Origin of the sequence: Methylorubrum extorquens, from assembly GCF_024169925.1 — a bacterium.
GTDB lineage: Bacteria > Pseudomonadota > Alphaproteobacteria > Rhizobiales > Beijerinckiaceae > Methylobacterium > Methylobacterium extorquens_A.
In genome coordinates this window covers 1,328,194-1,351,356 of sequence record NZ_JALJXF010000001.1, presented here as the reverse complement: position 1 = coordinate 1,351,356, position 23,163 = coordinate 1,328,194, and the positions used below count along the sequence as shown (strand labels likewise).

Sequence of the window (23,163 nt, the reverse complement as noted above, 5' to 3'; positions counted from 1 at the left end):
GGGGCCGGGATTGCAGCCGATGCGGCCTTCGATACAATTGTGTTCGCACCCAAAGGGTACCGTCCTCCGCTCGGCGGGCCGGCTCTGCAACCGGTCGCGGCCCGCTCAAGGATCCCGCAGGCGCAACCTGGACATGGTTGGGGCGCGTGAGAGGATTTCGGTTTTTCGAATGATCTTATTCAATCGCGAACTGCTCTTCGTTCACAATCCGAAGACGGCTGGAACCTCGATCCTTCGATACCTGAGGTCGGTGTTGCCGGAGGTGCAAACGGCCTACATAAAGACATTGGGCAGCAATCACCCCACCTTGTCGCTCTCCGTCGGCTATGCCTGCGGCGTTCTTGCGCAGCCGCCTTCCGCATTCAAGCGCGTGCTGGTCATGACGCGCAACCCGTTTGACCGGGAAGTTTCCGTCTACGAGCATTACAGGCAAAATCTCCAGTACGACACGATCGCAGAAGATCTGAACAGTCCGGTGCTTCTCGAAGCTGTCCGCCAGGCTGCTAGAATGCCCTTTGATGCCTATCTACATTGGGTTTGGGAGACGCACGGCACCTGCGACTTGTGGAACACCGAGAGTTACCATCGGACCGAGGAAACGTTCAGCCTGCCGCAGCTCGCCATCGTCAAGGTGGAGGAAATCGAAACCGGATTGGCTGCCGCTCTGCAGGGCGTGACCCTGCAGGACGGGGAGGCGTTGCCGCACATCAACACCACGGCACGTCGCGCCGCCGCCGCCTACTACGACGAGGCGACCCTCGACATCGTCCGCAAATCTTACGCCTGGATGTTCCGCCAGGGGCTCTACGACGAGGGCGACGTGCCCGCCGTCCGATTGGCCGCAACCCCTTCGCCGCCGGACGACGGCGGGATCGAGGCGGAGCAACCGCACGGCCCGTGAATGGGAAAGCGCCCGCCCCGGCCCCCGCGCAACGCCCCCGCGCGGCCGGCGTAGTGGTCGGCGCGTCTAAATAGGGTTAGAAGCGGCGTCCGATTCCGATCCGGCCGATGATTGCCGGTCCGAATTCGCCGACCCTTAAGGCGCATCTCCCTTGCCATTTCCGACTCTGCCCTCCCCCCTGGCGCGGGCGCTCACCGAGCGCAACTATGCCGAGCCGACACCCGTCCAGCAGGCGGTGCTCGATGCCGTCCCCGAGCGCGACCTGCTCGTTTCGGCTCAGACCGGATCGGGCAAGACCGTTGCCTTCGGTCTCGCCATCTCCGGTACGCTGCTCGGCGAGGACGAGGCGCTGCCGCCGCCCGGCGCGCCGCTGGCGCTCGTCATCGCTCCGACCCGTGAGCTGGCACTTCAGGTGCAGCGGGAGCTGACTTGGCTCTACGCGCAGACCGGCGCGCGCATCGTCCCTTGCGTCGGCGGCATGGATCCGCGCCGCGAGGCCCGCGCGCTGGAGGCCGGCGTCCACATCGTCGTCGGCACGCCGGGGCGCCTGCGCGACCACATGGAGCGCGGCCGGCTCGTCACCGAAGGTCTTCGCGCCGTCATCCTCGACGAGGCCGACGAAATGCTCGACATGGGCTTTCGCGAGGATCTCGAATTCATCCTGGCATCGACCCCGAAGGACCGGCGCACCCTGCTGTTCTCGGCGACACTGCCGAAAGCCATCGTCGCGCTCGCCGAGAGCTATCAGCGCGACGCCCTGCGCCTCGCGGTCGCCGGCGAGACCCGCGGCCATGCCGACATCGTCTACCGCGCGGTGCGCGTGATGCCGCGGGAGGTCGAGCACGCCGTCGTCAACATTCTGCGCTACGTCGATGCGCCGGTCGCGATCGTGTTCTGCAACACCCGTGACGGCGTGCGCCATCTCCAGGCCTCGCTGACCGAACGCGGCTTCTCAGCCGTGGCGCTCTCGGGCGAGCTCGGCCAGGGCGAGCGCAACGCCGCGCTCCAGGCCCTGCGCGACGGCCGTGCCCGCGTCTGCGTCGCCACCGACGTCGCCGCCCGCGGCATCGATCTGCCAGGGCTCGACCTCGTCATCCACGCCGATCTGCCGCACGATGCGGAGGTGATGCAGCACCGCTCCGGCCGCACCGGCCGCGCCGGCCGGAAAGGCACCAGCGTCGTGCTGGTGCCGCCGGCCCGGCGGCGGCGGGCCGAGCAGATGTTCGCCATCGCCAAGGTCAGCCCCGATTGGAGCGGCCCGCCGAACGCGGACGAGATCCGCATCCTCGACCGCGAGCGGATGATGTCCGATCCGCTGCTCGCCGAGCCCGAGACGGAGGAGGACCGCGAGTGGGAGCGGGAATGGGCCGAGGCGCTGATGGAGCGCTGCCCGCCCGAGCGTCTCGCTGCGGCCTTCGCCCGGCTCTACCGCTCGCGCATCCCCGTGCCGGAGGAGGTGAGCGATCCGGCCTACGAGACGAGCCGGCGTCCGGAGTCCCGCAGCGGTGTGCCGGTCGGCGCTTCGCGGGTCGGTGACGACGAGCCGGCAGCGTGGTTCCGGCTCAATCTCGGTCGCCGCGACCGGGCCGAGCCGCGCCGCCTTTTGCCGATGCTGACCCGCCGCGGGCAGATCGGGCGGGGCGATATCGGCTCGATCCGGATCTTCGACAACGAGACGACCTTCGAGGTCCGCGCCAGCGCTGCGGATGACTTCGCCGCGTCCTTCGCCCGGCGCGGGCCCGCGGATGTGCGCGTCGAGCGGATGCAGGGGGATGGACCGGCTGCCGCCAAGGCACCGAAGAGCCCCCGCGCCCAGCGCCATCGCCGCGAGGCGACCAAGTCGGGCCGGGGCGGCTGAGCCGCCGCGCGACGGTGCCGGGGCACGAAAGCCGCCCCGGCGACGATTTTGGGTGTGCACGCGTCGACGGTTGCGTTCGGCTCGTTCGAGCCGGGCCGTCGTGCCGACGAACTTACTTGTCGCCGAGCAGGCCGCTCACGGCGGCATCCCAGCCGTCTCGGATCTGACGGCCGCCGGGTATCTTGACGCCGAGCAGTTCCGGCTCTTCCGCTGCGTCCTGCGCCGGTCGCGCGGCAGGTGCTTGCGCCGAAGCGGTCTGCGTCGGCCGTGCTTCCGTGGCGCGGTCGCGGACGACCGGCGCGGGCTTCCGGCCGAGATCGGCCTTGGCGGGTTCAGCCTTGGCAATCTCGGCCTTGGCGCTGTCGGTCTTGGCTCTTGCCTCGGCCTTGGCTTCGGTTTTCGTGATCTCGGGCTTCGTCTTCGCGGGCAGCGATACGAAACGCGCCGGCTGCTCCGTCTTCGCCTGCACCATCTCGCTCCGGCTCGGAGGCAGCGGCACCGTGACTTTGGCGGGGGCGAGCGCTGCCGCCGTGCGGGCCGCGGCCGGAACCGTCGGTGCGGGCTCGATCGGCAGGTTCGCCCGGGCCGGCGGCGCGATCTCCGGCGCTGCGGATGCCGCCGGCGCAGGCGGTGGCGCGGCCGGTGCAGCGGGTTCAGTGATCGGCAGGCTGGCCCGGCGCCCTTCGGGCAAGCCGCTGGCGGCCGGCGCCAGTGCCGGAACGCCGTCCTTCAGGTCGGGCCATTGCGAGGCGACGGGTGCGATTCGCGCCGGCCGGCTTCGGGGATCGGCCAGATCGGAGAAGAACGCAAAAGCCCCCACGGCGAAGACGAGGAGGGCAGTGCCCCCGCCCGCGGCGCCGAGGATGAGAGGCAGCCGGCGCCGGGCCAGAGCCCTGCTCTCGGCCGGCCGGGTTTGGGACGGATGGATCGTCACCGACATGCGGTCGGCCTCTTGCACGTTGTAGCCCTGCAACAAGACGGCCTCGGCAATGCGGCGGCAAGATGTCCGGTGCAGCCTGTTGAGAATTCAGGCGTCGTCCATCCACACGAATCTGTCGGAAAATCCGGGGCGGATGGACCTGAACGGGACAGGCGCGCCCCGGACAAGTCTCGCCCCGATCAATTCTCGCGATCGACCTTAGCGGAGCCGGCTTAACGGAGCGTGTAACTGGGCCGATGCGGTGTGCGGCGTCTCGGCAGGCAATCATAAGAAAAACATCAGTGTGCCGCGCGACCCTGTGGCGCGGCGCCGGCATGGACTTTCAACCGGTGATCGGCCACGGTGCAGCCGTGCCGAAAGAGTAGAGATCTGAGACTTTTATCCGATGGCGGCTTGCCGAATGGTCCCGGATACGGCCTGCTCGTGTCGGCGTATGGCGGACTGATCGACCGCGAGGGCCCGTGCCGATTCCCGCCGCGACGCAAGCTTCCCCGACGCCCATGATGGCGCAATCCGTGGCCGATCCCAATCTCGACAAGGCGCAGGATCGGGCTGCCGACGCGGCCGTGCCGTTCTGGGCCGGCTGGCCGACGCGCACGCGGCTCATCCTCGTCGTGCTCGCCATCGATATCGTGGCCGCCCTCGCCTCCTGCGGCGTGATTGTGCTGACCGCGCGCAGCGCCGTGCAGGTCGAGATGGCAGCCAGCCTCGCCACCGTCGAGCCCCTGGTGGCCGACACCATCCGCTCCCTGCGCAGCCCGAGCCCCGAGAGCGTGCTCCACACCCTCGACCTGCGCTTTCAGGCCCTGCGCCACGTCCGCGTGACGATCCTCGATGCGGAAGGCAAGCGTGTCGGCTTCGGCCCCTCCGAGCAGGGGCGTGAGCAGCGCACGGCGCCGCGCTGGTTCGTCCGGCTGATCGCCCCCGAACCGCGCCAGCACGACCTGCCCATCCTCGTGAAGGGCGAGCGGATCGGCACCGCCGCGATCACGACCCAGCCTCTTGATGAGATCGAGGAGGTCTGGGGCTATGCCCGCTCGCTGGCGCTGGCCAGCCTGATCGTGAACCTCGCGGTGCTCGCCGCCCTCACCTTGGCGCTTGGGCGCATCCTGCGACCGCTCGGCCGCCTCGCGGACGGTCTGACCCGGCTGGAGCGGCACGACTATACCGCCCATCTCGATCCACCCGCCTCCCGCGAGCTGGCGGTGATCGCCGCGCGTTTCAACCGCGTGGCCGGGGCGCTCTCCGAGGCGCGGGCCGCCAACGGCCGCCTCAACCGCCAACTCCTGACGGCCCAGGACGACGAACGCGCCCGCATCGCCCTCGAACTCCACGACGAGTTCGGCCCGTGCCTGTTCGCGCTGGAGGCCAACGCGGCCTCCGTCGCGCGGCTCGCCGCCAGCCCCGGCGAGATCGACCGCGGCCGGCTCGCGGCGCGGGCCGGCGACATCGGCAGCATCGTCGGCCAGGTTCAGACCCTCAACCGCGACCTCCTCAACCGCCTGCGCCCGCATGGGCTCGGCGAGGTGCCGCTGACGGATTGCCTCAACCTGCTGCTGCGCGACTTCCGGCGCCGCCACCCCGAGACCGCCTTCGATGGCGACTTCGAGGGGCTGACCCGCGGCTACGGCGACATCGTCGATCTCACCGTGTTCCGCTGTATCCAGGAGAGCAGCACCAACGCCGTGCGCCACGGCGCCGCCCGCCACGTCCGGGCCCGTGCGACGGAGGAGACCGATGCCGCCGGCCTGACGCTCCTGCGGGTGAGCGTCGAGGATGACGGCACCGGCATCGCGCCCGGCCACCGGGTCGGCCTCGGCCTGTCGGGGATGCGCGAGCGGGTCGAGGCGCTCGGCGGTCATTTCCATCTCGACACGGCGTCTCTTGACAACGGCGCCTCCGGAACCGTTGTCCGGATCACCCTCCCGATCGATCCCGAGCGCGACGGCAGTGAGGTTCCGCCTCCGCCCGCGCCGCAACCCGAGTGATGCGTGTAAGATGAACGCGCCGGTCAGCAGCCCCGTGATGAAAGCGGCGTCGAGCAAGGGCGGACCCGTCCCGGTTCTGGTCATCGACGATCACCCGATCGTCCTGCAAGGCTGTCGCCGCGTGCTGGAGGATGCCGGGATCGAGACCGTGGTCGAGGCGACCGGCGTCGTCTCCGGCTACCGCGCCTTCCACCGCCTGCGCCCGCCGGTGGTGATCTGCGACCTGACCTTCCAGGGCAGCGGGCTCGCCGGCCTCGCCCTGATCCGGCGCATGCGCGCCGTCGAGCCCGAGACCCGGGTGCTCGTCTTCTCGATGCACAACGATCCCGTCATCGTCTCGCGGGCGCTGGAGGCCGGGGCGCTGGGTTACGTGCTCAAGGACCACGCCTCGAACGAGCTGTTCCAGGCCTTCGAGCGGGTGCGTGCGGGCGAGGTCTATCTCGACCGGCGGCTGGCCACCGAGGTGGCGATGCTGCGCGCCGACCCGCGCCGCACCCCGGAGACCCAGCTCACGCCGCGCGAGCAGCAGATCCTGGCGCGCCTCGCGCAGGGCAAGTCCTACGGCGCCATCGCCGCCGACCTCTCGGTGAGCTACAAGACCGTCACCAACGCCTGCTCGCAGATGCGCCAGAAGCTCAGGGTGCGCACGCTGGCCGAACTGATCCACGTCGCGGTGACCCAGGCCCAGCGGCAGGGTTGATCCTTTTCAGAAGACGGAGCGCCCTTCTTGGCCGACATCCCCTCTGCCGGGCGCTTCTCGCAGGAAGCCTGGGCGCGCAATCTCGCGGCCTACGAGGCGATCCGCACGATGCCGTTCAATGCGGAACTGGCGGACGGCTCCCTGAGCCCGGAACGCTTCCGCCGCTACATCGTGCAGGACGCGCATTACCTCATCGGTTTTGGCCGGGGGCTGGCGCTCGCCGCCGCCAAGGCGCCGCATCCCGACCGGATCGTGCAGTTCGCCCGCGGCGCCGAGACCGCCATCGTGGTCGAGCGGGCGCTGCATGGCGGCTTCTTCCAAGAATACGGCATCGATGCCGGGACGTTTGCCGCAACGCCCCTCTCGCCGGCCTGCGACCACTACGTCGCGTGGCTGCTCGCGACCGCCTATGCCGAACCCTACGAAGTCGTACTCGGCGCTCTTCTGCCCTGTTTCTGGATCTATGCCGAAGTCGGCCGCGACATCTTCTCCCGCGCAAAGTCCGACAATCCCTACCGGGCCTGGATCGACACCTATGCCGGTGAGGAGTTCGGCGAGGCGGTGGCCGCGATGATCGCCGCCACCGACGAGGCCGCCGCCGAGACCTCCCCGGCGCTGCGCGCCCGCATGCACACGGCCTACACCCACGCGACCCGTCTCGAATACGGGTTCTGGGACGGCGCCTATCGGGACCTGACTTGGGCGCTCTGACTGGGGCGCCTTGAGCCGGGAGCGCGACCTCGGAGCTGCGGGCGTCCCCCCCTCGCGTGACAGCTTGGCCGGGTCCTTGCACCGCAATGTCGTCCCGGGCCGTTGCGCCCGCATCGGTTTCACGATTCATCTGTGTCAGAATTCGGCCGCTCCGTCAGAGGAGTTCGGCCGATACGAGGGGGTGGGGCGGACATGGCGTCAGGCTTGGCGAGTGATCTTTTCAGGATCAAGACGCTGGAACGGCTCAATGCCGATGCTGAATCCGGCGAGGACAAGCTGGAACGCCATCTCGGCCCCTGGAGCCTGATCGGCCTCGGCATCGGCGCGGTGATCGGGGCGGGCCTGTTCTCGCTCACCGGCATCGCCGCGGCCGAGCATGCCGGCCCGGCGGTGACGGTTTCCTTCGCCATCGCGGCGATCGGCTGCGCGCTCGCCGGCATGTGCTACAGCGAGCTCGCCGGCATGATCCCGGTCGCCGGCTCGGCCTACACCTATACCTACGCCACGATGGGCGAGTTCATCGCCTGGATCATCGGCTGGGATCTCGTGCTCGAATACGCGGTCGGAGCCGCCACCGTCTCGGTGAGCTGGTCGCGCTACGTCACACGCTTCATGCGCGACACGCTCGGCATCAACCTGCCGGGCTCGCTCGTGCACTCGCCCTTCGAGACCTACCAGCTTGCCGATGGCAGCGTGGCGCACGGCCTCGTGAACCTGCCGGCGATGCTGATCGTGGTCGCGGCCTCGGCCCTGCTCATCGTCGGCATCCGGGAATCGGCCCGCGTCAACGGCGCGGTGGTGCTGCTCAAGCTCGCCGTCGTGGCCATCGTGATCGGGGTCGGCCTGTTCTACGTGAAGGCGCAGAACTACGACCCCTTCCTGCCGCCGAACACCGGCACCTTCGGCGAGTATGGCTGGAGCGGCGTGATGCGCGCGGCCGGCGTGGTGTTCTTCGCCTATGTCGGCTTCGACGCGGTCTCGACCGCGGCGCAGGAGGCCAAGAACCCCCAGCGCAACATGATGATCGGCATCCTCGGCTCGCTGGCGATCTGCACGGTGCTCTACATCGCGTTCGCGGGCGTGCTGACCGGCCTCGTCCACTACGACGCCATGCGGGGTGACGCCGCCCCGGTGAACACGGCGATCGCCGCGACGCCGTTTCCGTGGCTGAAGAGCCTCGTCACCTTCGGCGTGATCTGCGGCTTCTCGACCGTGATCCTCGTGCTGCTGCTCGGCCAGAGCCGGGTGTTCTACTCCATGTCGAAGGACCGGCTGCTGCCGGGCTTCTTCTCGGCGATCCATCCGAAGTGGAAGACGCCCTACCGCTCGAACCTGTTCTTCATGGTGTTCACCAGCGCGCTCGGCGGCTTCCTGCCGATCTCGCAGCTCGGCCATATGACCAGCATCGGCACGCTGCTCGCCTTCATCCTCGTCTGCGCCGGGGTCGTCATCCTGCGCCGCACCCAGCCCGACGCCCCGCGCGCCTACCGCACGCCGCTGGTGCCGTTCGTGCCGATCCTCGGCGCCCTGTTCTGCCTCGGCATGATGCTCTCGCTCGACGGCGACACGTGGCTGCGCCTCCTGATCTGGCTGGCGATCGGCCTCGTGATCTATTTCGCCTGGAGCCGCAAGCACAGCCGCATCGGCCGCGAGGAAGGGGCGAACGCGACGACGGCTCTGTAAGGAGGCTGAGTGCGGCCGCTCTCCCGCCCGGGAGAGGGGCCGCGCCTGTCGGTCAGCGCATGCTTCCGACAGCGTAGCGCCGTTTCGACTTCGCCTCGGGATGACGGAACGACGCTGAGATCAGGGGTGCCCGGCCGCCTCAGGCCCGGCGGGCAAGCGCCAGCACCGGCGTCTCGGCAAGGCCCACGAGCGGCCGGCCCACCTCGATCGACTGCCGTTCGCGGGCGATGAAGGCGGTGGGCATCTCGGCCTGCATTTCGGCCTCGACCGCGCGCAACTGCACGTCCGAATGGCACGGATGCAGGTGGATGATGGCGAGCGCCTTGGCGCCCGCGCCCTTGGCCAGCTCCACGCCCTTCTGCCAGGTCGAGTGGCCCCAGCCCTTGCAGCAGGGATACTCGCCTTCGGTGAACATGCCGTCGTAGACGAGGAGGTCGGCCCCCTCGACGAAGCGGCACAGGTCCGGATCAGGCCAGTTCGCGCCGTGCTCGATGTCGCTGATGACGCAGAGCCGCTTGCCGCCGTGGTCGAAGCGGTAACCGGTCGATCCCTGCGGGTGGTCGAGCAGAATCGTATCGACCCGGATGCCGTCGGCGAAGGTGAGCGACTCGCCCGCCCGGAAACCGTGATGCGCGAAGCTGCAGGGCAGCACGTCGAGCGTGACGGGGAAGAGCGGCGGCGAGAACAGCCGACCGAGGGCCTCCTCGGCACTGGCTCCATCGAGGTTGCCGCAATAGGTGTGGATCGTGCGGGTGCCGTCCAGCACCGCCGGCTTGAAGAACGGCAGACCCGCCGTGTGATCGAGATGCAGGTGGCTGAACAGCAGGTCGATATCCTGCGGCAGGCTCTCGCGGCAGTTGCGCCCGAAGGCGCCCAGGCCCGAGCCGGCATCGATCACGAACAGACGTTCCCCGCAGCGGATCTCCAGGCACGGCGTGTTGCCGCCGAATTCGGCGGTCTCCGGGCCGCTGACCGGCGTGGAGCCGCGGACGCCCCAGAAACGCAGGACGAGGGAATCGTCCTCGGCTGGATATGGCAGGGTCATGGATCGGTACCAATGCCAAGCCTCGGGCCCGGCTTTCGCTGGTGTTAGCGGTGCCGCCGCGCGCATCCGCGCATGGATCCGCGGCTGTTCTTCGGCCCCTCTTCAGGCTCCGACTGTACAGCGCTGAGATGGGGGCCCGCCATTCGGGTTTGTGTGCGTGCTCGCACACGCCGTTTTGAGAGGGTCCAAGTCAGTATCGTGTCAGCGCTGGGCCAGTTTTTCAATCAAAGGCTGTGTTTGGGTGAAATCGGGCGGCGGCAGCGCACCCTCGATCGCCGCGCGGGCGAGACTCGGCCACGTCTGCGCGTAGCGCGTGACCGGCGCCGCGATGCGTGCCGTCGCGGCGACGTAGGGCGGCACGAACCCAGCGGTCCGCACGGTGAGCGACGGGCTGTCCATGCCGATCCAGGCGGCCCATACGGCCTCGGGAACGGGCGGCGGGGGCGGCGCCCTGCGGCGGGCGGGGATCAGCACGACCTCCTGGCCGGCATAGGCCAGCGCCTCCGGCCGGCTGATGTCGCCCACCGGATGACCCTGAAGGATCCGCGCCGCCCAGAAGGCGTGCTGGCCGCCGTCGGAGTAGGTCGTGCGCACGGCCGCCGCGCCCTCCTCCACCAGGGCGGCGATGCGGTCGGTCTCGTCTTTGTGCAGGGCGGTGAACGCCGTCTCCTTGGCCGGATCGCGCGAGGGCGCAAAGGTGTAGCGGCCGGCGGTGACGCTCACGGCCGGCTCCTCGCCGGTCGCCTCGAAGCGGTCCGAGCCTTCCTTCAACTGGCGCCAGAAGGCGATGTTCGGGTCGGTCCGGTGCCGGGCCATGTTCGCGGCGGTCATCCGGAACGGGAAGGACTGGAACTGGAACGCGCCCTGCCCCCCGGCGAACGCCTCGCGGGCGATCGAGAACAGCTCGCCCGCCACCGTATCCGTCATGGCAAAGCAGCCCATCGACGAGCAGACGCCGTGCACCATCACCGCCGAGCCGGTGGAGCCGTGCGCCCGGTCGAAGGCGTTGGGGTAGCCGACGTCGAAGGAGAGGTAATAGCGCGAGTTCGGGTTCATCTGGCTTTTCGCCACCGTGTAGAACCCCTCCGGCGTCTGCCGGTCGCCGCTCTTGGTCTTCGGCCCGAGCTGCCCGGACCAGCGGCAGATCGGATAGGTCTTGATCGGCACGTAGCGCCCGGCGGCGTTGCGCTTCCAGACCTCGATCTCGGATTCCTTCTTGTAGGCGCGCAGCACGATCGGCGAGGCGGCGTTGGTGCCGCGCGCAGCCATCAGCGCCAGGGTCGCGGCCGGGATCGGCGCGTTCGCCTTGTCGGCCCGTGCGAGCGTGTTCGACGCCATGAGGATCGACAACCCGACCAGCCCCGGAATCAGGGTTCTGAGGAAGGATCTCACAGAGCCTCGAGAGCGGTTCGGGGGAAGCATGCACCGTCTCGATCGAGGCCAGGGCCGACCGGCGGTGCCTGCGGGCGACGAAAACCGGACCGTGCCCAAGCTTTGAGGCGGTTTTGCGGGAAACGGAAGCGATCATTCCAAATCCGGTTGATCCCTTCGGGATGGCGGATTTGGACATCGCTCAGGCCGTGACCGCCTCGGTTTCCCGGGACTCGCCCGTGACCACCGTGTTGCGCTCCACCCGAAGCACCGCGTCGAACGGCGCCTGTCGGTTGAGGGTGTCCTCGTCGGGCAGGCAGACGATCAGCGCGGCCCCGGCGCGCAGCGCCCGCAGGCGCTCGATGCGGGCGGTGATCTCGTCGGGCTTGCGGTCGTCGAGCGAGAGTCCGACCACGAGGATGTCCGGACGGCGCACGAGGCAGCGCACGAACTCGATCGCCACCCGCTCGCGCGGGCCGATAGCGCCCTCCCCCAGCACCGCGCGCTGGCCTTGGCCCGCCACCGCGACGCCCGCCTCGATCCGCGCCGCGAGGCCGAGCCGGTAGACGGTGGGCTCCAGCCCCTGCTCGGCGAGCACCCGGCGCACCAGAGCGCGCACCCGTCCCTCGGCGCCCGCCTCACCTTGGGTGATGCGCCCGAACAGCAGGTTCTCCTCCAGGCTCGCGGCGGCGGTGAGCCGGGAGGGATCGTAGAACTCGACCTTTTCGCGATAGCGTGGCGGCAGCATCGCCGCGAAGGAATGGCGGGCGGCGACCAGACGCTGTTCCAGCGCCTCGTCGATCAGACCGAAGCGGTGGCGCGTCTCGCTGTAACGGAGCGCCAGCCCGATCAGCCGCTCGCGGTCGCGGTGCCCGGCCGGACCGCGGCGGAAACCGCGGGCCTCGGGCTGGCGCGCGACCAGATCCTCGAAGTAACCCCGCTCGGCCGCCGGAAACAGCGAGAAGCTCTCGAACAGAGGGTGGTCGTCTGGCAAATCCGAAAAAATCTCGACGGTGGAGCGGGCGACCTGGAGCCCGACATCGACCAGGGTGCGGGTGAGATCTTCTGCTTCCAGCACGGCACGCAGGTAGGGATGCGCCGCGAGCCGCGCTTGCGTGAAGGCCGGGCTCACCGCCTCGCCGAACAGGATGTTCTCGCCGATATCGGCCTGATGGTTGTAGCGGGCCGGGTCGAACGGCTCGACGAGCCGAGCCATGCCCTCGCTCGCCAGCGCATCGCGCACCGCCCAGCGGGCGGCGACGACCGCTTCCGCCGTAGCGGGATCGTCTTCCGGGTCGACGGAGGCCTCGAGGCCCCGCTCGTAGACGAAGGCGTCGAGCCCGGTGAGCTTGAGGATGGCGATGCGCTCGGCCAGCCCCGAGGCTTCGCGGTCGCCGCTGCGGGCGCCGTAGAGCAGGTTCTGGCGCAGCGTCCCCTCGATCAGGATCGCCTCCGAGCCGGCCAGCGCGATCCGGCGGGCGCGCTCGGCGGAGTCGAAGGCGCGCAGGTCGGTACCGCCATAGGTGACCGCGCCGGCGGTGGGCTCGATCTGCCCGGCGAGCAGGGCCGCGAGCGCCCGCGATCCGCTGCCGCGGTGACCCACGATCGCCACATGCGCCGGCATCGGTAGGGCGAGATCGACGCCGGTCAGCCGCTCGCCGCTGCCGGGATCGTAGGCGCCGACGCCCTTGGCGACCAGGGCGCCCGTCTTCGGGAATGGGGCCGCGCTCCGCGAGCTCTTCCCCGGCAGGCGGGGGCTCAGGGCGTCCAGCGTCTCGGCGATGGAACGGAACAGGGGGGCGACCGCCCGGTGCTGGCTCCACAGCCGCAGGCTGATCGCCACGAGGGTTGCCGCCAGCGCAAAGGCACCGGCTGCGGCGACCAGCGCTCCGGGTAGGACGTTGTCGGCCTCGGTCGCGGCCTCGCCCTGCCACAGGGCGGTGGCGACGAGGAGCGCGGGCAGGATCACGACGAGGGCGAGTGCCGGGGCCCGCGCATAAGCGAGCCGGGCCTCCGCCCGCACCAGCGCGCTGCGCGCCGCCCGCGCCCGAAGTCCGAGGCGACGGCGTTCGAACGCCGCCGCCCCGTGGGCGCGCACCGCCGGCATCCGCCGGATCAGGTCGCGCAGGCCCGTCTCCGTCGCGGCGGTGTCGGCCTGGCGCAGGCTGTGCCGGGCGGCGGTGCGGCTGGCGAGCAGAACCCGGGCGAGCCCGACGGCGGCGAGCAACAGCGCGATCACCGGCACGAGGCGCGGGGCGGCGAGTTCCGCCATGACGAGGGCGAGCAGGATCGCCGCGAGCGTCAGGCCGGGCACGACGATGCCGACCGCCGAGAGCGGACCCATCCGCGCCAGGGCTTGGCCGACGAGGCCGGGCAGCGCCCGGAGATCCTCGCGGGCACCGGGCGGCGAGGCGAGGATCGCCTCGGTGGCCCGCGCCCGCAGCCGCGCCGTGGCCCGGGCCTGAACGGAGAAGCAGAGATACGCGACCGCGGCCCCCAGGGCGGCCAGCAGCAGGGCCGCGGCGGCGAGCGAGGTCAGCGCGATCAGCGGAAGTTCCGTGGGCGGCAGGCTCCACCCTTGGAACAGGATCGGCGCTTCGTCGCCGTGATGGCCCGGCAGCGGCAGGGCGATCCGCAGGAAGGGCAGGAAGTCCGGGCTGCTGCGGGTCAGTACCGCGATCAGGTCGCGCAGGCACAGCAGCACGAACAGCGCCAGCGGTCCGCCGAGGCCCACCGCCAGCCCGAGCGCCGCCGCGTGCCGACGCGGGGACGAGGCCCAGGCGAACAGGACGGGATCACGCTCCATCGGCATTCCGGGCGCCCGGCCAAGCCGTGGCCGACGAATTCGCGGCGGTGGGGTGCGGCATCGGAGAACGGTTTCGGCGCTGTGAGGGACGATCCGGCGGGCAGGCGCGTGAGGAGGCCGTCACGGATCGTCCTCTTCGCACGGAAACGCCGCGGCGCAAGCCCGCGCGGGCGGCGCCTCGCCTCGCATTCCCCCTATGGCATTGCTCTTTGGTGCGGGACGGCACATGGCGGGCGCTTACCGTTCGCATCTGCGTGCGGAGGGCCTGCCTTTCCGGCGTTTCCCCAGCCATCCCGTTCGGCAGCGCCTTTCCCCTACCCTCCTTTCGGGCGACACGGATGGCCGTGCGAGACATTCCATCGCCCGCCTTTCTCCGTCAGGATCGCAATCAGGATCGGAGCCGCCCGCAGCCTGCGGCCGACCGTTGAGCCGATGACCGAACGCGTGTTTCAGCCTGCGGCCGAGCCCGCTCCCCTCTACGGCGCGCCGGTGATCGGGGCCGGGGAGACGGTCGCTTCGATCGCCGCCGCGCTCGCGGGGAGCGTGCTCGCGCCCGCCGGTGGCTTTTGGCGGCTCGGCGTCGCCGCAACCCTCGTCCCGATCCTCGTCTGGGCCGGTCTGCGCTCGGCCGTGCCCGTCGAATTCGGTCCGGCCGGCGCCGCGTGGTGGATCGGGCTCGCTGCGGGCTGCCTGCTGATCTCGGGGCTGCTGCTCCTCGCGGGCGTCGCGTGGCGCTGCGGGATCGGGCGCCTGACGCAGACCGCTGCCCTGCTCTGCTCAGGTCTCGCCGCGCTCCACCCGGCGCCGGTCCATCCGGTGAGCCTCGGGGCCTTGCTCCTGGCCAGCCTCGGCCTCTGGGCGGCAGCGCTCCTTCCGGATGTAGCGGTGTTACGCGACGTCGCGGGGCCGGGTTCCCGACGCGCCCGCCTCTACCGGACGTTGTCCGCCGGCTGGTGCGGTTCGGCGCTGCAATGGCTCGCCTGGGAGCGGGCCTGCCGCGGCTTCGGCCTGCTCGGCATTCTCGCGGCGGTGGCGGTGCTGATCGATCTTGCGCTCGCCGCCGCCCTGCGCACCGACCGGCACGACACCTTGCTCCCCGTCGCCCTTCTGGTCGAGGCGGTGCTCTCGGGTGCCGGGCTGACCGCGGCGCTCGCCACGACCCTGCGCCGAAGCCGCGGGCTCGACGGCCTCATCACCGGCCGGCATCTCGATATCCTCGGGCGGCTGCTGCTCGCCTTCGGCCTTGCCGCCCTCTATTGCCACGTCACCGAGATCGTCACCGCCCTGCTCTACGGCGACGCTGCCGAGCGGGCGCGCCTGACGCGCAGGCTCTTCGGCGACGAGGCGCCCGCTTTCTGGACACTCATGCTCGCCGGGCTTCTCCCCACGCAATTGTTCTGGATCCCCGCGATCCGCCGCAGCGCCCTCGCCCTCGGTCTGATCGGCGCCCTCGTCGCCATCGGTCTCGGAGCGGATCACGTGCTTGCCACGCGGATCGGGGCGGCGGGGGCAAGCCTCGCGGATCTCCTGACCGCGGAGGTCGCCATGCTGGGGTCCGCCGGGCTGTTCGTCCTCGGCCTGCTGCTTCTTCTCCGCCTCGTGCCGCCGGTCGGAATCGCCGAGACGCGCCAGCTCGCCCTCGCCGAGAACGCGCACGCCGCGCCGCGGGCGCCGGAGATCGCGCCGAACATCCGGCCGGGCCAGCTCCCCGGCCAGCCTCTCGCTCAATCGTTTGGCCAGCCCCCCGGCCTCATCGCGATCTTCGCCTCGGAGGCCGGGCTCGCCGAGGCGGCGCGGGGGGTCTCGGGGGCCCGCGCGCCCCGCCTCGAGGCCTTCGCTCCGGTGCCGATGCCGGAGGTTGCCGGCGCCCTGCACCGAGAGGAGCGAAGCCTGAACCGCCTCGCGCTGTTCGGTGCCTTTCTCGGATTTGCGGCCTTCGTCGCCATCCGCATCGCCGGCCTTGCCGGGGAAATGCCGGACGGGCCGGCGAGCGTGGCGGCGCTCCTCGCCCGGCCGCTTTCGTGGCCCGATGTCTGGCCCCCTCCCTGGCCGGCCTCCTGGCCGTTATCCTGGGCGATGGCAGCGGTGCCGGCCCTCTCCGCCGCGGCGGCGGGTGGAGTGCTCGGCCTCGGCGTGGCGCTCGTCTCCGCTCTGAGAACAGGGCGGACCGGCCGCGTCCTCCCCTCCGCTCTGGCCGGACATTTCGTCCTGACGATCGAGCCCTCCGGCACGCCGTTCATTCCGGCGGCCCTCGCCCGGCGCCTGAACGCCCTGCCGGCGGATGCGGGACGCCCCCTCGCCCTCTACGGCCCCGCCGCCGGGGAGCCGCAGCGGTGAGCGCGGAGGAGAAGGGCGGTGCCGCCCGCAAGGCGACGGGGGCGAAATCCGCGGGTGCGTATTTCCGCGATCCGGCCCGCCGCCCGGCGGCGGCCTTCGCCGTGGGAATGGCCTGCCTGCTGCTGGCGCTCCACCATGCCGGGCTGCCCCGGCTCGCGCCCGCCTATCTCGCCGCCTGGACCTGCCTTCTCGCCCTGCCGGCGGGCGCGCTGCCCGTCGTCATCATGATCGAGCGGGCCGATGCGTGGCGCCCGCAGCCCGAGACCGCGTTGCTCGAGACCCTGCGCGGTCTGCTGGTTCTGATGCCGGTGGCCGCGATCCTCGCGCTGCCGATCCCGGTGGCCGCGTTCCTGCTCTACCCGGCGCCGGAAAGCGCCGGGCCGGATGGTCCGCTCGCCCTCCTCGGAGCCGCGCCGCCGCTGCTCGCCGCCCGCCTCGCCCTCTATTTCGCGCTCTGGACCGGGCTCGCCCTGCTCTTCGCCCGCCGCGGCGGCGAGCCCTGGGCCAAGGCCGGGCGGATCGACGACGGGCGCGCCGTGCTCGGCCTCGGCCTCCACACCGTGGTCGGCACGCTGGCGGCCGGCGACCTCGTCATGTCGGTCGGAACCGATCCCGGCCCCCGCTTCCATGCCAGCGCCTTCGGATTGCTGGTGCTGGCGGCGTGGTCGAGTCTGGCGCTCGCCGCCGCAATCCTCGTTGCGCCGCCCGACGCCGGCCCCGCCCGGCGCCGCCACGATCGGCTCACGCCGCTCGCTGTGCTGCTCCTCGTTTGGGCCGGCCTGCATGTCGTGCAGTTCCTGATGCTCGGCGCCGCCGCCGATCCGGGGGCCGCCGCGTGGTATCGGCTGCGCGCAGGCTTTTCCGGCCGCGCCCTGGCACTATCCGCCGCCATCGTGGTGGGTCTTGCCGCCATCCTGACCCTGCGTCCCGGCGAGAACCGCACGCGGCTGGTGGCGGCGCTCGCGGTCGCGGTCCATCTCGCCGAGCTGTTCTGGTTCGTCACGCCCGCCTTCCGCGGCTACTTTCGCGTCGGCCTCACCGACCTGTTGGCGCTCGCCGGGATGATCGGGCTCGCCCTGGGACTGGCGCCTGCGGTCCGGCGCCTGATTCCGGGGCTCGCCGTCACTCCTGTCTGGCCGGGCCGCGAGGGCGCGCGGGGGAGACCGGGCGCGGCGGCGGGGGACATGCGCCCCAAATCGGTTGTTCCGCCCCCCGAAGCTTCCTAGAGCCGTATCCAAGCTGATCGCACCGGGCCGGCGTCGCTCGATCCTTGTTTTGATGCGCATTCTTCCGACGAACCGGTTTCCACTTCGCCGGTATGCGCTCTAGTTTCCCCTCCCCGCCCCTCTTCGATCCCACCGCGCGCGACGCAGAAGACCCCGGCTACCATGTGCGAACTGCTCGGAATGAGCGCGAATGTGCCGACCGATATCCGCTTCTCCTTCGCCGCCCTGGCCCGGCGCGGCGGCGAGACCGGCCCGCATGCCGACGGCTGGGGTATCACCTTCTACGAGGGGCGCGGTTGCCGCTCCTTCCACGACCCCGAGCCCAGTGCACGCTCCGAACTCGCCAAGCTCCTGCGCCGCTATCCGATCAAGAGCCGCATCGTCGTGGCCCATGTCCGCAAGGCCAATCGCGGGCGCGTCAGCCTCGAGAACACCCATCCCTTCTCCCGCGAGCTGTGGGGCCGGCGCTGGACCTTCGCCCATAACGGCCAGCTCAAGGGCGTGAAGCGGCTGCCGCTCGGCCGGTTCGAGCCGATCGGCACCACCGACAGCGAACACGCTTTCTGCTGGATGCTGTCGCAACTCCAGGAGCGCTTCCCCAAGCCGCCCCGCGCCGCGACCCTGGAGGCGGCCATTGCGGGTTACGCCCGCATCCTTTCGGAGCGCGGTGTTTTCAACATGCTGCTCACCGACAGTCGCGTGCTCTATGCCCATTGCGGCAAGCGGCTCTGCTACCTCACCCGCCGGGCGCCGTTCGGCACGGCGACGCTGATCGACGAGGATTGGCGGGTCGATTTCGCTCAGGAGACCACCGAGACAGATATCGTCACCATGATCGCCACGCGGGCGCTGACCCGCGACGAGACCTGGACTGAACTGGAGCGCGGCGACACCCTCGTTCTCACCGACGGGGTGGTGCGGGTGCTGAAGGGCGCGACGCGGCAGCGTCCGATGCCGGATATCCACGGCGCGGCCTGAGGGCGGTCGATCGGAAAAAGCGGATGGACCTGCCGATTTGCCGCATTCACGCGGCAGGATCGGCGAATCATCTCACTCTTTGGGGCGACAGCCTACCGTCCCGTGTGCAAGCGTGGCAGTATTTCGCGTGGCGCGGGTGTGCTGGATCGGAGCGATGCGCTACAGCTATGTTAAGGGCCGTGCCGGGGCCTGCCCCGCGTGCTGCACTGCACCGTCTTTGCCGAAAAGTCCCGATCGCGAAGTGCCCGATGCGTAACGATACCGAAGCGACCCTGGATCGTCCCGCGATGACAGACGGCCGTCCCAAACTTTCCGACTCGATCCGCAGCCATCTCGGCGATCATCTGCGCAGCGTGTACGACACGCTCGGCGCCGGCGAGGACACGCCGTCACGCTTCTCCGAGCTGATCGGCAAGCTCGAAGCGGCCCTCAAGGCCCAGGGCGAGCGGATCGATCCCGAATTCCGCAACGGCCTGCTCTCCGCAGTGCCGTCCCTGCGCGCCTTCGCCCTGTCGCTGACCTCGAACCCGGCGCGCTCCGACGACCTCGTGCAGGACACCCTGCTCAAGGGCTGGCAGCACCGCGCCCGCTTCCAGCCGGGCACGAACCTCAACGCATGGCTCTTCACGATCCTGCGCAACATCTTCTACTCGGATCACCGCAAGCGCGTGCGCGAGGTCGAGGATCAGGACGGCTCCTACGCCGCACGCCTCGCCACCGCGCCGCATCAGGGCGACCGGCTCGACGTCGAGGATCTGCAGACGGCGCTCGCCAAGCTGCCGCCGGACCAGCGCGAGGCCCTCGTGCTGGTGGGTGCCGAGGGTGTCTCCTACGAGGAGGCGGCGACCATCATGGGCTGCAAGGTCGGCACGGTGAAGAGCCGCGTCAGCCGCGCCCGCGGCCGCCTCGCCGAACTCCTCGGGTATGACGAGGAGGACCTCTCCTCCGACCGTCTCATCCAGTCGGCGATGCCCGACGCCTGATTATTTGCTCGACGGGCGCCGGTGCCGTTGTTGCGTCACCCTGATGTCCGTCCGAGTGAAAGCCGATCCGTGGTCTTCGCCGGCTGATCGAGTCCTGATGCTGTCCGGAAGCCAAACCCAGGACAGCGGGGTGTCTCAAGTCTTGCCGCATCGGTTGTCGAAAGCCATCGTCCATCGCGCGTGACGATGCCCTGAAGGACGTTCTGGAGATCCGCCTGATTGGCATCCGATTGGATCACCGCGGGATGGATGCCGTGGGGCGAAACCAGAAGCCATCAATCGAAAATCGTATGACGCGGAGGTCCGGGAGCCGGCATGGCCGGGCCGGTTGCGTCGGATCGTACGCGACGATCTGAGCGACCTTGGGAGGTTTCGAATTCGGCATCCGTACCGGGTGCTCCGGCGCGGAAATTCGACGTCCCTCCCCCGCCCGCTTAGCAGAATGCGGGTGCCGCGCGGTCCTGTCGTGTCGGTGCCCCGTTTTGCGAAAAAGCGTGTTCCGCAATCGGCGCGCCGCGTCTTACGCGTGAGGTCTGCGGCGAGCAGAAGACGGCAGGCCACGGGGAAGCCGAGCGTGTCAACAGCGAGACGCTGCCGCTGCGAGCCTTCCATGTGATCCATCGAGAGCCGTAGGCAGGCCGGGCGGCCTTTCGATCGGCCGGGACCGTCGCTGCGCGGACCAACGTCAACGCACCAGAGGCCGGCCGGCGGAGTCCGATGACTCCGCCGGCGCGGCATCGATCCTCAGGCGGCCTTGCGGCGCCCGCCGGTCTTGCGGCCTTCCGCGGCGGTCTTGCGGCGCGGCTCGGGAGCTGCTTCCGCCACCACCTCATCGACCGGCTCCGCGGTCTTCGCCGAGGATTTGCGGCGCTGCTGGCCGAGGCCGAGATCCTTGGCGAGGGCAGAGCGCGCGGCCGAATAGTTGGAGGAGACCGTCGGATAATCGGCCGGCAGGCCGTAGCGGCGGCGGTAGCCCTCGATGTCGAGACCGTGCGTGGTCAGGTGCCGCTTGAGCGTCTTGTAGGGCTTGCCGTCGATGAAGGAGATCAGGGCATCCGGCGTGATCGACTTCTTGATCTGTGCCGGTGTCGCCCGCTCGACTTCTTCTTCCTTGGGCGCCTGCGGGGCCGACAGGGCGACGAGGGCGGCATGAACCTGAACAATCAAACCCGCGAGTTCGGGCGATGGCAGAGAGTTGTTGGAGACATAAGCCGAGACGAGATCGGCAGCGAGCTCGATACGGTCGTGTTGCGAGACCTGACTGTTATCCGACATTGTAAATGATCCTATTTTCCCCTCGTTCTTGTGAGCTAAAAGGATCTAGAAAAGATTCAAGTCCGTTTTGCACCATTTGCCCGGAAAACGACTGCAAAATCGGGAAAAACCACGATTTGGCTGCTATTGCGAACGATCAGTCCGGATCAGACAGCAGGTTGGGATCTCTCCAGGTGGTGCACGCAAGCTGAGGTTCGATCAAAGGTACGATGAGGGGCGCTTGATTCGTCCGTTCAACAAAGTGTGAGAGGTCAGTCCGAGCTGACCAGCGATCTCGGCAGGTCGAGCCCGCCGGCTTTCATGATCACGGCAGATCCGCGACCGTTCGGCCCCGCCGTGACGGCCGAACTCTATGGGTCGGAGCCTGCAGTTACAGCCCCGGTAGCATCGCCTCATCGTCTCCGCGCTTGGCGGCGGAGCGGCGTTGCCCGCTCTGCTGAGGCAGAGTGCAGCGATAGACCACCGCGTCGGGCGGGCCGAGGGCGGCGTTGAGCGGAACCGTGACGGTGTCGCCCGAGAAGCGCCAGTGTCGGGTGCCGCGATCCCAGTACAGCCACACGGTGCTATCATGGCCCTTCACGTCGAACACGGCGGCCTTCTTCGACATCGCCCGAAGAGTCCGTGGCTCGTAGAGGCCCTTGCGGCGATAGGCGGCGCGGGACTCGGCGTCCTGACGATCGACGAAAGTGTTCTGGACGATTTGCAGGGTCGCTCCGGGTTTGCGGAGGAATTTCTTGAAATCGCTCAGGGATCGCAAGACCACGGGCATGGGGTCCTTCCCATCGTCAAGTCACGAACGCGTCGTGCATTGTGCGATGCATCTTACGTCCGTTGAGATGACGGCTGTTCCTTCCGCACAAAGGCGATCCCGGGTGATATCCACCGGAAAGCGCCGCTGTCCACAGGAGCGGCGACCGATCCGGCTGTTCCAGGGGCCGCGGCATCGCCCGGCCCCGGTGTCCGGCATCGGCTTGACCCGCAGGCCGGGCTCGGGCGTTTAGGCCTCATGCTGCTCCAATTCTTTACGGGCCTGCGCGAGGCCCGCGTACCGGTGTCCCTGCGCGAATACCTCACCCTGCTCCAGGCGATGGAGCGCGACCTCGCGGACAAGCGCGTAGAGGAGTTCTACTTCCTCGCCCGCACCGTGCTGGTGAAGGACGAGTCCAACCTCGACCGGTTCGACCGGGTGTTCGCCTCGGTCTTCAAAGGGCTGGAAACGCTGGGCGAGGCGGTCGAACCCGCCGCCATCCCCGAGGAATGGCTGCGCAAGCTCGCCGAGAAGTATCTCTCCGAGGATGAGAAGGCCGAGTTGAAGGCGCTGGGCTGGGACAAGCTGTTCGAGACGTTGAAACAGCGCCTCGCCGAACAGAAGGAGCGCCATCAGGGCGGGTCGAAATGGATCGGAACCGGAGGCACCTCACCCTTCGGCGCCTACGGCTACAATCCGGAGGGAATCCGTATCGGCCAGGACGGCAACCGCAACTTCCGTGCGGTCAAGGTCTGGGACCGGCGCGAGTTCAAGGATCTCGACGATTCACGCGAACTCGGCACCCGCTCCATGCGGGTGGCGCTCCGCCGCCTGCGCCGCTTCGCCCGCACGGGGGCGGCCGACGAACTCGACCTCGACGGCACCATCCGCGAGAGCGCCCGCAAGGGCTTCATCGACGTGCGGCTGCGCCCGGAGCGGCGCAACGCAGTGAAGGTGTTGCTCTTCCTCGATGTCGGCGGATCGATGGACTGGCATGTCGAGTTGGCCGAGGAGCTGTTCTCGGCCGCGCGCTCCGAGTTCAAGCACTTCGCGCATTTCTACTTCCACAACTGTCCCTACGAGGCGGTGTGGACCGAGAACCACCGCCGCCACGACGAGCGTATCCCGCTCCTCGACGTGATCCGTACCTATCCCTCCGACTACCGCGTGGTGTTCGTGGGCGACGCCTCCATGAGCCCCTACGAGATCGCCCATCCCGGCGGTTCGGTGGAGCATTGGAACGAGGAGGCGGGCGATGTCTGGCTCGGCCGTGTGCTCGCTCACTTCCCGAAGGCGGTCTGGCTCAACCCCATTCCGGCCGAGCACTGGGCCCACACCCACTCCATCGGCATGGTCCGCCGGATCTTTTCGCAGCGGATGTTCCCGCTGACGCTTGAAGGGCTGGACGGAGCGATGCGGGCGCTGCTGCGGTAGAGCACTTTCCGATGAAGTGTTCGCCGGTTCGTCTAAGAAAGCGCGACAGAACAAGACGATAGAGCACCATCCCGAAAGGTGGCTACCGGCTTTCGGAAAAGACGATGCCAAAACAAGAACCTAAAGCATCGTCCTGGATCCGATATCCAGGACGATGCTCTAGAGGCGTGATCCGACCC

The 23,163-nt window shown here is 69.4% G+C and carries 17 protein-coding genes; 11 read left to right on the top strand and 6 right to left on the bottom strand.

Features of this window, described 5'->3' with window-relative positions; all coding sequences use genetic code 11:
• Window positions 1-169 precede the first annotated feature (169 nt).
• Window positions 170-901, top strand: a complete 732-nt coding sequence (locus tag J2W78_RS06565) for a sulfotransferase family protein (RefSeq protein ID WP_253369078.1) — start codon at window positions 170-172, stop codon at window positions 899-901.
• Window positions 902-1,052: 151 nt separating this feature from the next.
• Complete coding sequence (locus J2W78_RS06560) at window positions 1,053-2,759, top strand: DEAD/DEAH box helicase (protein WP_253369076.1); 1,707 nt, start codon at window positions 1,053-1,055, stop codon at window positions 2,757-2,759.
• A 112-nt stretch (window positions 2,760-2,871) separates the two neighbouring features.
• Here the strand turns inward: J2W78_RS06560 and J2W78_RS06555 are convergent, their stop codons facing one another.
• Entirely contained in the window at window positions 2,872-3,699 is an 828-nt protein-coding gene (locus J2W78_RS06555) for a hypothetical protein (protein ID WP_253373984.1), read from the bottom strand.
• Window positions 3,700-4,202: 503 nt separating this feature from the next.
• Here J2W78_RS06555 and J2W78_RS06550 point away from each other — a divergent pair.
• From J2W78_RS06550 to J2W78_RS06535, 4 genes are all read left to right on the top strand, one after another.
• Entirely contained in the window at window positions 4,203-5,687 is a 1,485-nt protein-coding gene (locus J2W78_RS06550; protein ID WP_253373983.1) for an ATP-binding protein, read from the top strand.
• 10 nt (window positions 5,688-5,697) lie between these two features.
• Window positions 5,698-6,387 carry a response regulator transcription factor gene (locus J2W78_RS06545; protein ID WP_253369074.1) on the top strand — a complete coding sequence of 230 codons (690 nt, stop codon included), beginning with the start codon at window positions 5,698-5,700 and terminating at the stop codon, window positions 6,385-6,387.
• Window positions 6,388-6,414: 27 nt separating this feature from the next.
• On the top strand, window positions 6,415-7,098 hold the full coding sequence (locus J2W78_RS06540) for a TenA family protein (RefSeq protein WP_253369072.1): 684 nt from the start codon (window positions 6,415-6,417) through the stop codon (window positions 7,096-7,098).
• Between the two features lie 192 nt (window positions 7,099-7,290).
• A complete protein-coding gene (locus tag J2W78_RS06535; RefSeq protein ID WP_253369071.1) occupies window positions 7,291-8,781 on the top strand; it encodes an amino acid permease in 1,491 nt (496 codons plus the stop codon).
• Window positions 8,782-8,920: 139 nt separating this feature from the next.
• On the opposite strand, the gene J2W78_RS06530 is transcribed toward J2W78_RS06535, so the two are convergent.
• From J2W78_RS06530 to J2W78_RS06520, 3 genes are all read right to left on the bottom strand, one after another.
• Window positions 8,921-9,826: an MBL fold metallo-hydrolase gene (locus tag J2W78_RS06530; protein WP_253369069.1), complete on the bottom strand. Its 906-nt coding sequence runs from the start codon at window positions 9,824-9,826 to the stop codon at window positions 8,921-8,923.
• Window positions 9,827-10,027: 201 nt separating this feature from the next.
• On the bottom strand, window positions 10,028-11,164 hold the full coding sequence (locus J2W78_RS06525) for a L,D-transpeptidase family protein (RefSeq protein ID WP_253369067.1): 1,137 nt from the start codon (window positions 11,162-11,164) through the stop codon (window positions 10,028-10,030).
• Between the two features lie 235 nt (window positions 11,165-11,399).
• Window positions 11,400-14,003, bottom strand: a complete 2,604-nt coding sequence (locus tag J2W78_RS06520; RefSeq protein WP_253369066.1) for an ATP-binding cassette domain-containing protein — start codon at window positions 14,001-14,003, stop codon at window positions 11,400-11,402.
• Window positions 14,004-14,435: 432 nt separating this feature from the next.
• Between J2W78_RS06520 and J2W78_RS06515 the strand changes: the two genes are divergently transcribed.
• The 4 genes from J2W78_RS06515 to J2W78_RS06500 all read left to right on the top strand — a co-directional run bounded on the left by J2W78_RS06515 (window position 14,436) and on the right by J2W78_RS06500 (window position 19,527).
• Window positions 14,436-16,340, top strand: coding sequence for a quinol:electron acceptor oxidoreductase subunit ActD (locus J2W78_RS06515; RefSeq protein ID WP_253369065.1), 1,905 nt, complete (start codon window positions 14,436-14,438; stop codon window positions 16,338-16,340).
• Window positions 16,337-17,566: a hypothetical protein gene (locus J2W78_RS06510; RefSeq protein ID WP_253369063.1), complete on the top strand. Its 1,230-nt coding sequence runs from the start codon at window positions 16,337-16,339 to the stop codon at window positions 17,564-17,566. Before J2W78_RS06515 ends, J2W78_RS06510 begins: the two co-directional genes overlap by 4 nt.
• 162 nt (window positions 17,567-17,728) lie before the next feature.
• Complete coding sequence (locus tag J2W78_RS06505; RefSeq protein WP_253369061.1) at window positions 17,729-18,544, top strand: class II glutamine amidotransferase; 816 nt, start codon at window positions 17,729-17,731, stop codon at window positions 18,542-18,544.
• Window positions 18,545-18,792: 248 nt separating this feature from the next.
• Window positions 18,793-19,527, top strand: a complete 735-nt coding sequence (locus J2W78_RS06500; protein ID WP_003604688.1) for a sigma-70 family RNA polymerase sigma factor — start codon at window positions 18,793-18,795, stop codon at window positions 19,525-19,527.
• A 744-nt stretch (window positions 19,528-20,271) separates the two neighbouring features.
• On the opposite strand, the gene J2W78_RS06495 is transcribed toward J2W78_RS06500, so the two are convergent.
• Both J2W78_RS06495 and J2W78_RS06490 read right to left on the bottom strand, forming a co-directional pair.
• Window positions 20,272-20,802 carry a MucR family transcriptional regulator gene (locus J2W78_RS06495; RefSeq protein ID WP_253369059.1) on the bottom strand — a complete coding sequence of 177 codons (531 nt, stop codon included), beginning with the start codon at window positions 20,800-20,802 and terminating at the stop codon, window positions 20,272-20,274.
• Window positions 20,803-21,172: 370 nt separating this feature from the next.
• Window positions 21,173-21,571, bottom strand: coding sequence for a hypothetical protein (locus J2W78_RS06490; RefSeq protein WP_253369057.1), 399 nt, complete (start codon window positions 21,569-21,571; stop codon window positions 21,173-21,175).
• Window positions 21,572-21,808: 237 nt separating this feature from the next.
• Here J2W78_RS06490 and J2W78_RS06485 point away from each other — a divergent pair, with 237 nt between their 5' ends.
• A complete protein-coding gene (locus tag J2W78_RS06485) occupies window positions 21,809-22,984 on the top strand; it encodes a vWA domain-containing protein (RefSeq protein WP_253369055.1) in 1,176 nt (391 codons plus the stop codon).
• The last annotated feature ends 179 nt before the right edge of the window (window positions 22,985-23,163 follow it).

Coding starts and splice junctions, on each gene's coding strand:
- J2W78_RS06520 (WP_253369066.1), bottom strand. CDS start 14,003: ATGGAGCGTGATCCCGTCCTGTTCGCCTGGGCCTCGTCCCCGCGTCGG.
- J2W78_RS06550 (WP_253373983.1), top strand. CDS start 4,203: ATGGCGCAATCCGTGGCCGATCCCAATCTCGACAAGGCGCAGGATCGG.
- J2W78_RS06490 (WP_253369057.1), bottom strand. CDS start 21,571: ATGCCCGTGGTCTTGCGATCCCTGAGCGATTTCAAGAAATTCCTCCGC.
- J2W78_RS06545 (WP_253369074.1), top strand. CDS start 5,698: ATGAACGCGCCGGTCAGCAGCCCCGTGATGAAAGCGGCGTCGAGCAAG.
- J2W78_RS06505 (WP_253369061.1), top strand. CDS start 17,729: ATGTGCGAACTGCTCGGAATGAGCGCGAATGTGCCGACCGATATCCGC.
- J2W78_RS06500 (WP_003604688.1), top strand. CDS start 18,793: ATGCGTAACGATACCGAAGCGACCCTGGATCGTCCCGCGATGACAGAC.
- J2W78_RS06495 (WP_253369059.1), bottom strand. CDS start 20,802: ATGTCGGATAACAGTCAGGTCTCGCAACACGACCGTATCGAGCTCGCT.
- J2W78_RS06525 (WP_253369067.1), bottom strand. CDS start 11,164: ATGGCGTCGAACACGCTCGCACGGGCCGACAAGGCGAACGCGCCGATC.
- J2W78_RS06565 (WP_253369078.1), top strand. CDS start 170: ATGATCTTATTCAATCGCGAACTGCTCTTCGTTCACAATCCGAAGACG.
- J2W78_RS06535 (WP_253369071.1), top strand. CDS start 7,291: ATGGCGTCAGGCTTGGCGAGTGATCTTTTCAGGATCAAGACGCTGGAA.
- J2W78_RS06555 (WP_253373984.1), bottom strand. CDS start 3,699: ATGTCGGTGACGATCCATCCGTCCCAAACCCGGCCGGCCGAGAGCAGG.
- J2W78_RS06485 (WP_253369055.1), top strand. CDS start 21,809: ATGCTGCTCCAATTCTTTACGGGCCTGCGCGAGGCCCGCGTACCGGTG.
- J2W78_RS06530 (WP_253369069.1), bottom strand. CDS start 9,826: ATGACCCTGCCATATCCAGCCGAGGACGATTCCCTCGTCCTGCGTTTC.
- J2W78_RS06515 (WP_253369065.1), top strand. CDS start 14,436: ATGACCGAACGCGTGTTTCAGCCTGCGGCCGAGCCCGCTCCCCTCTAC.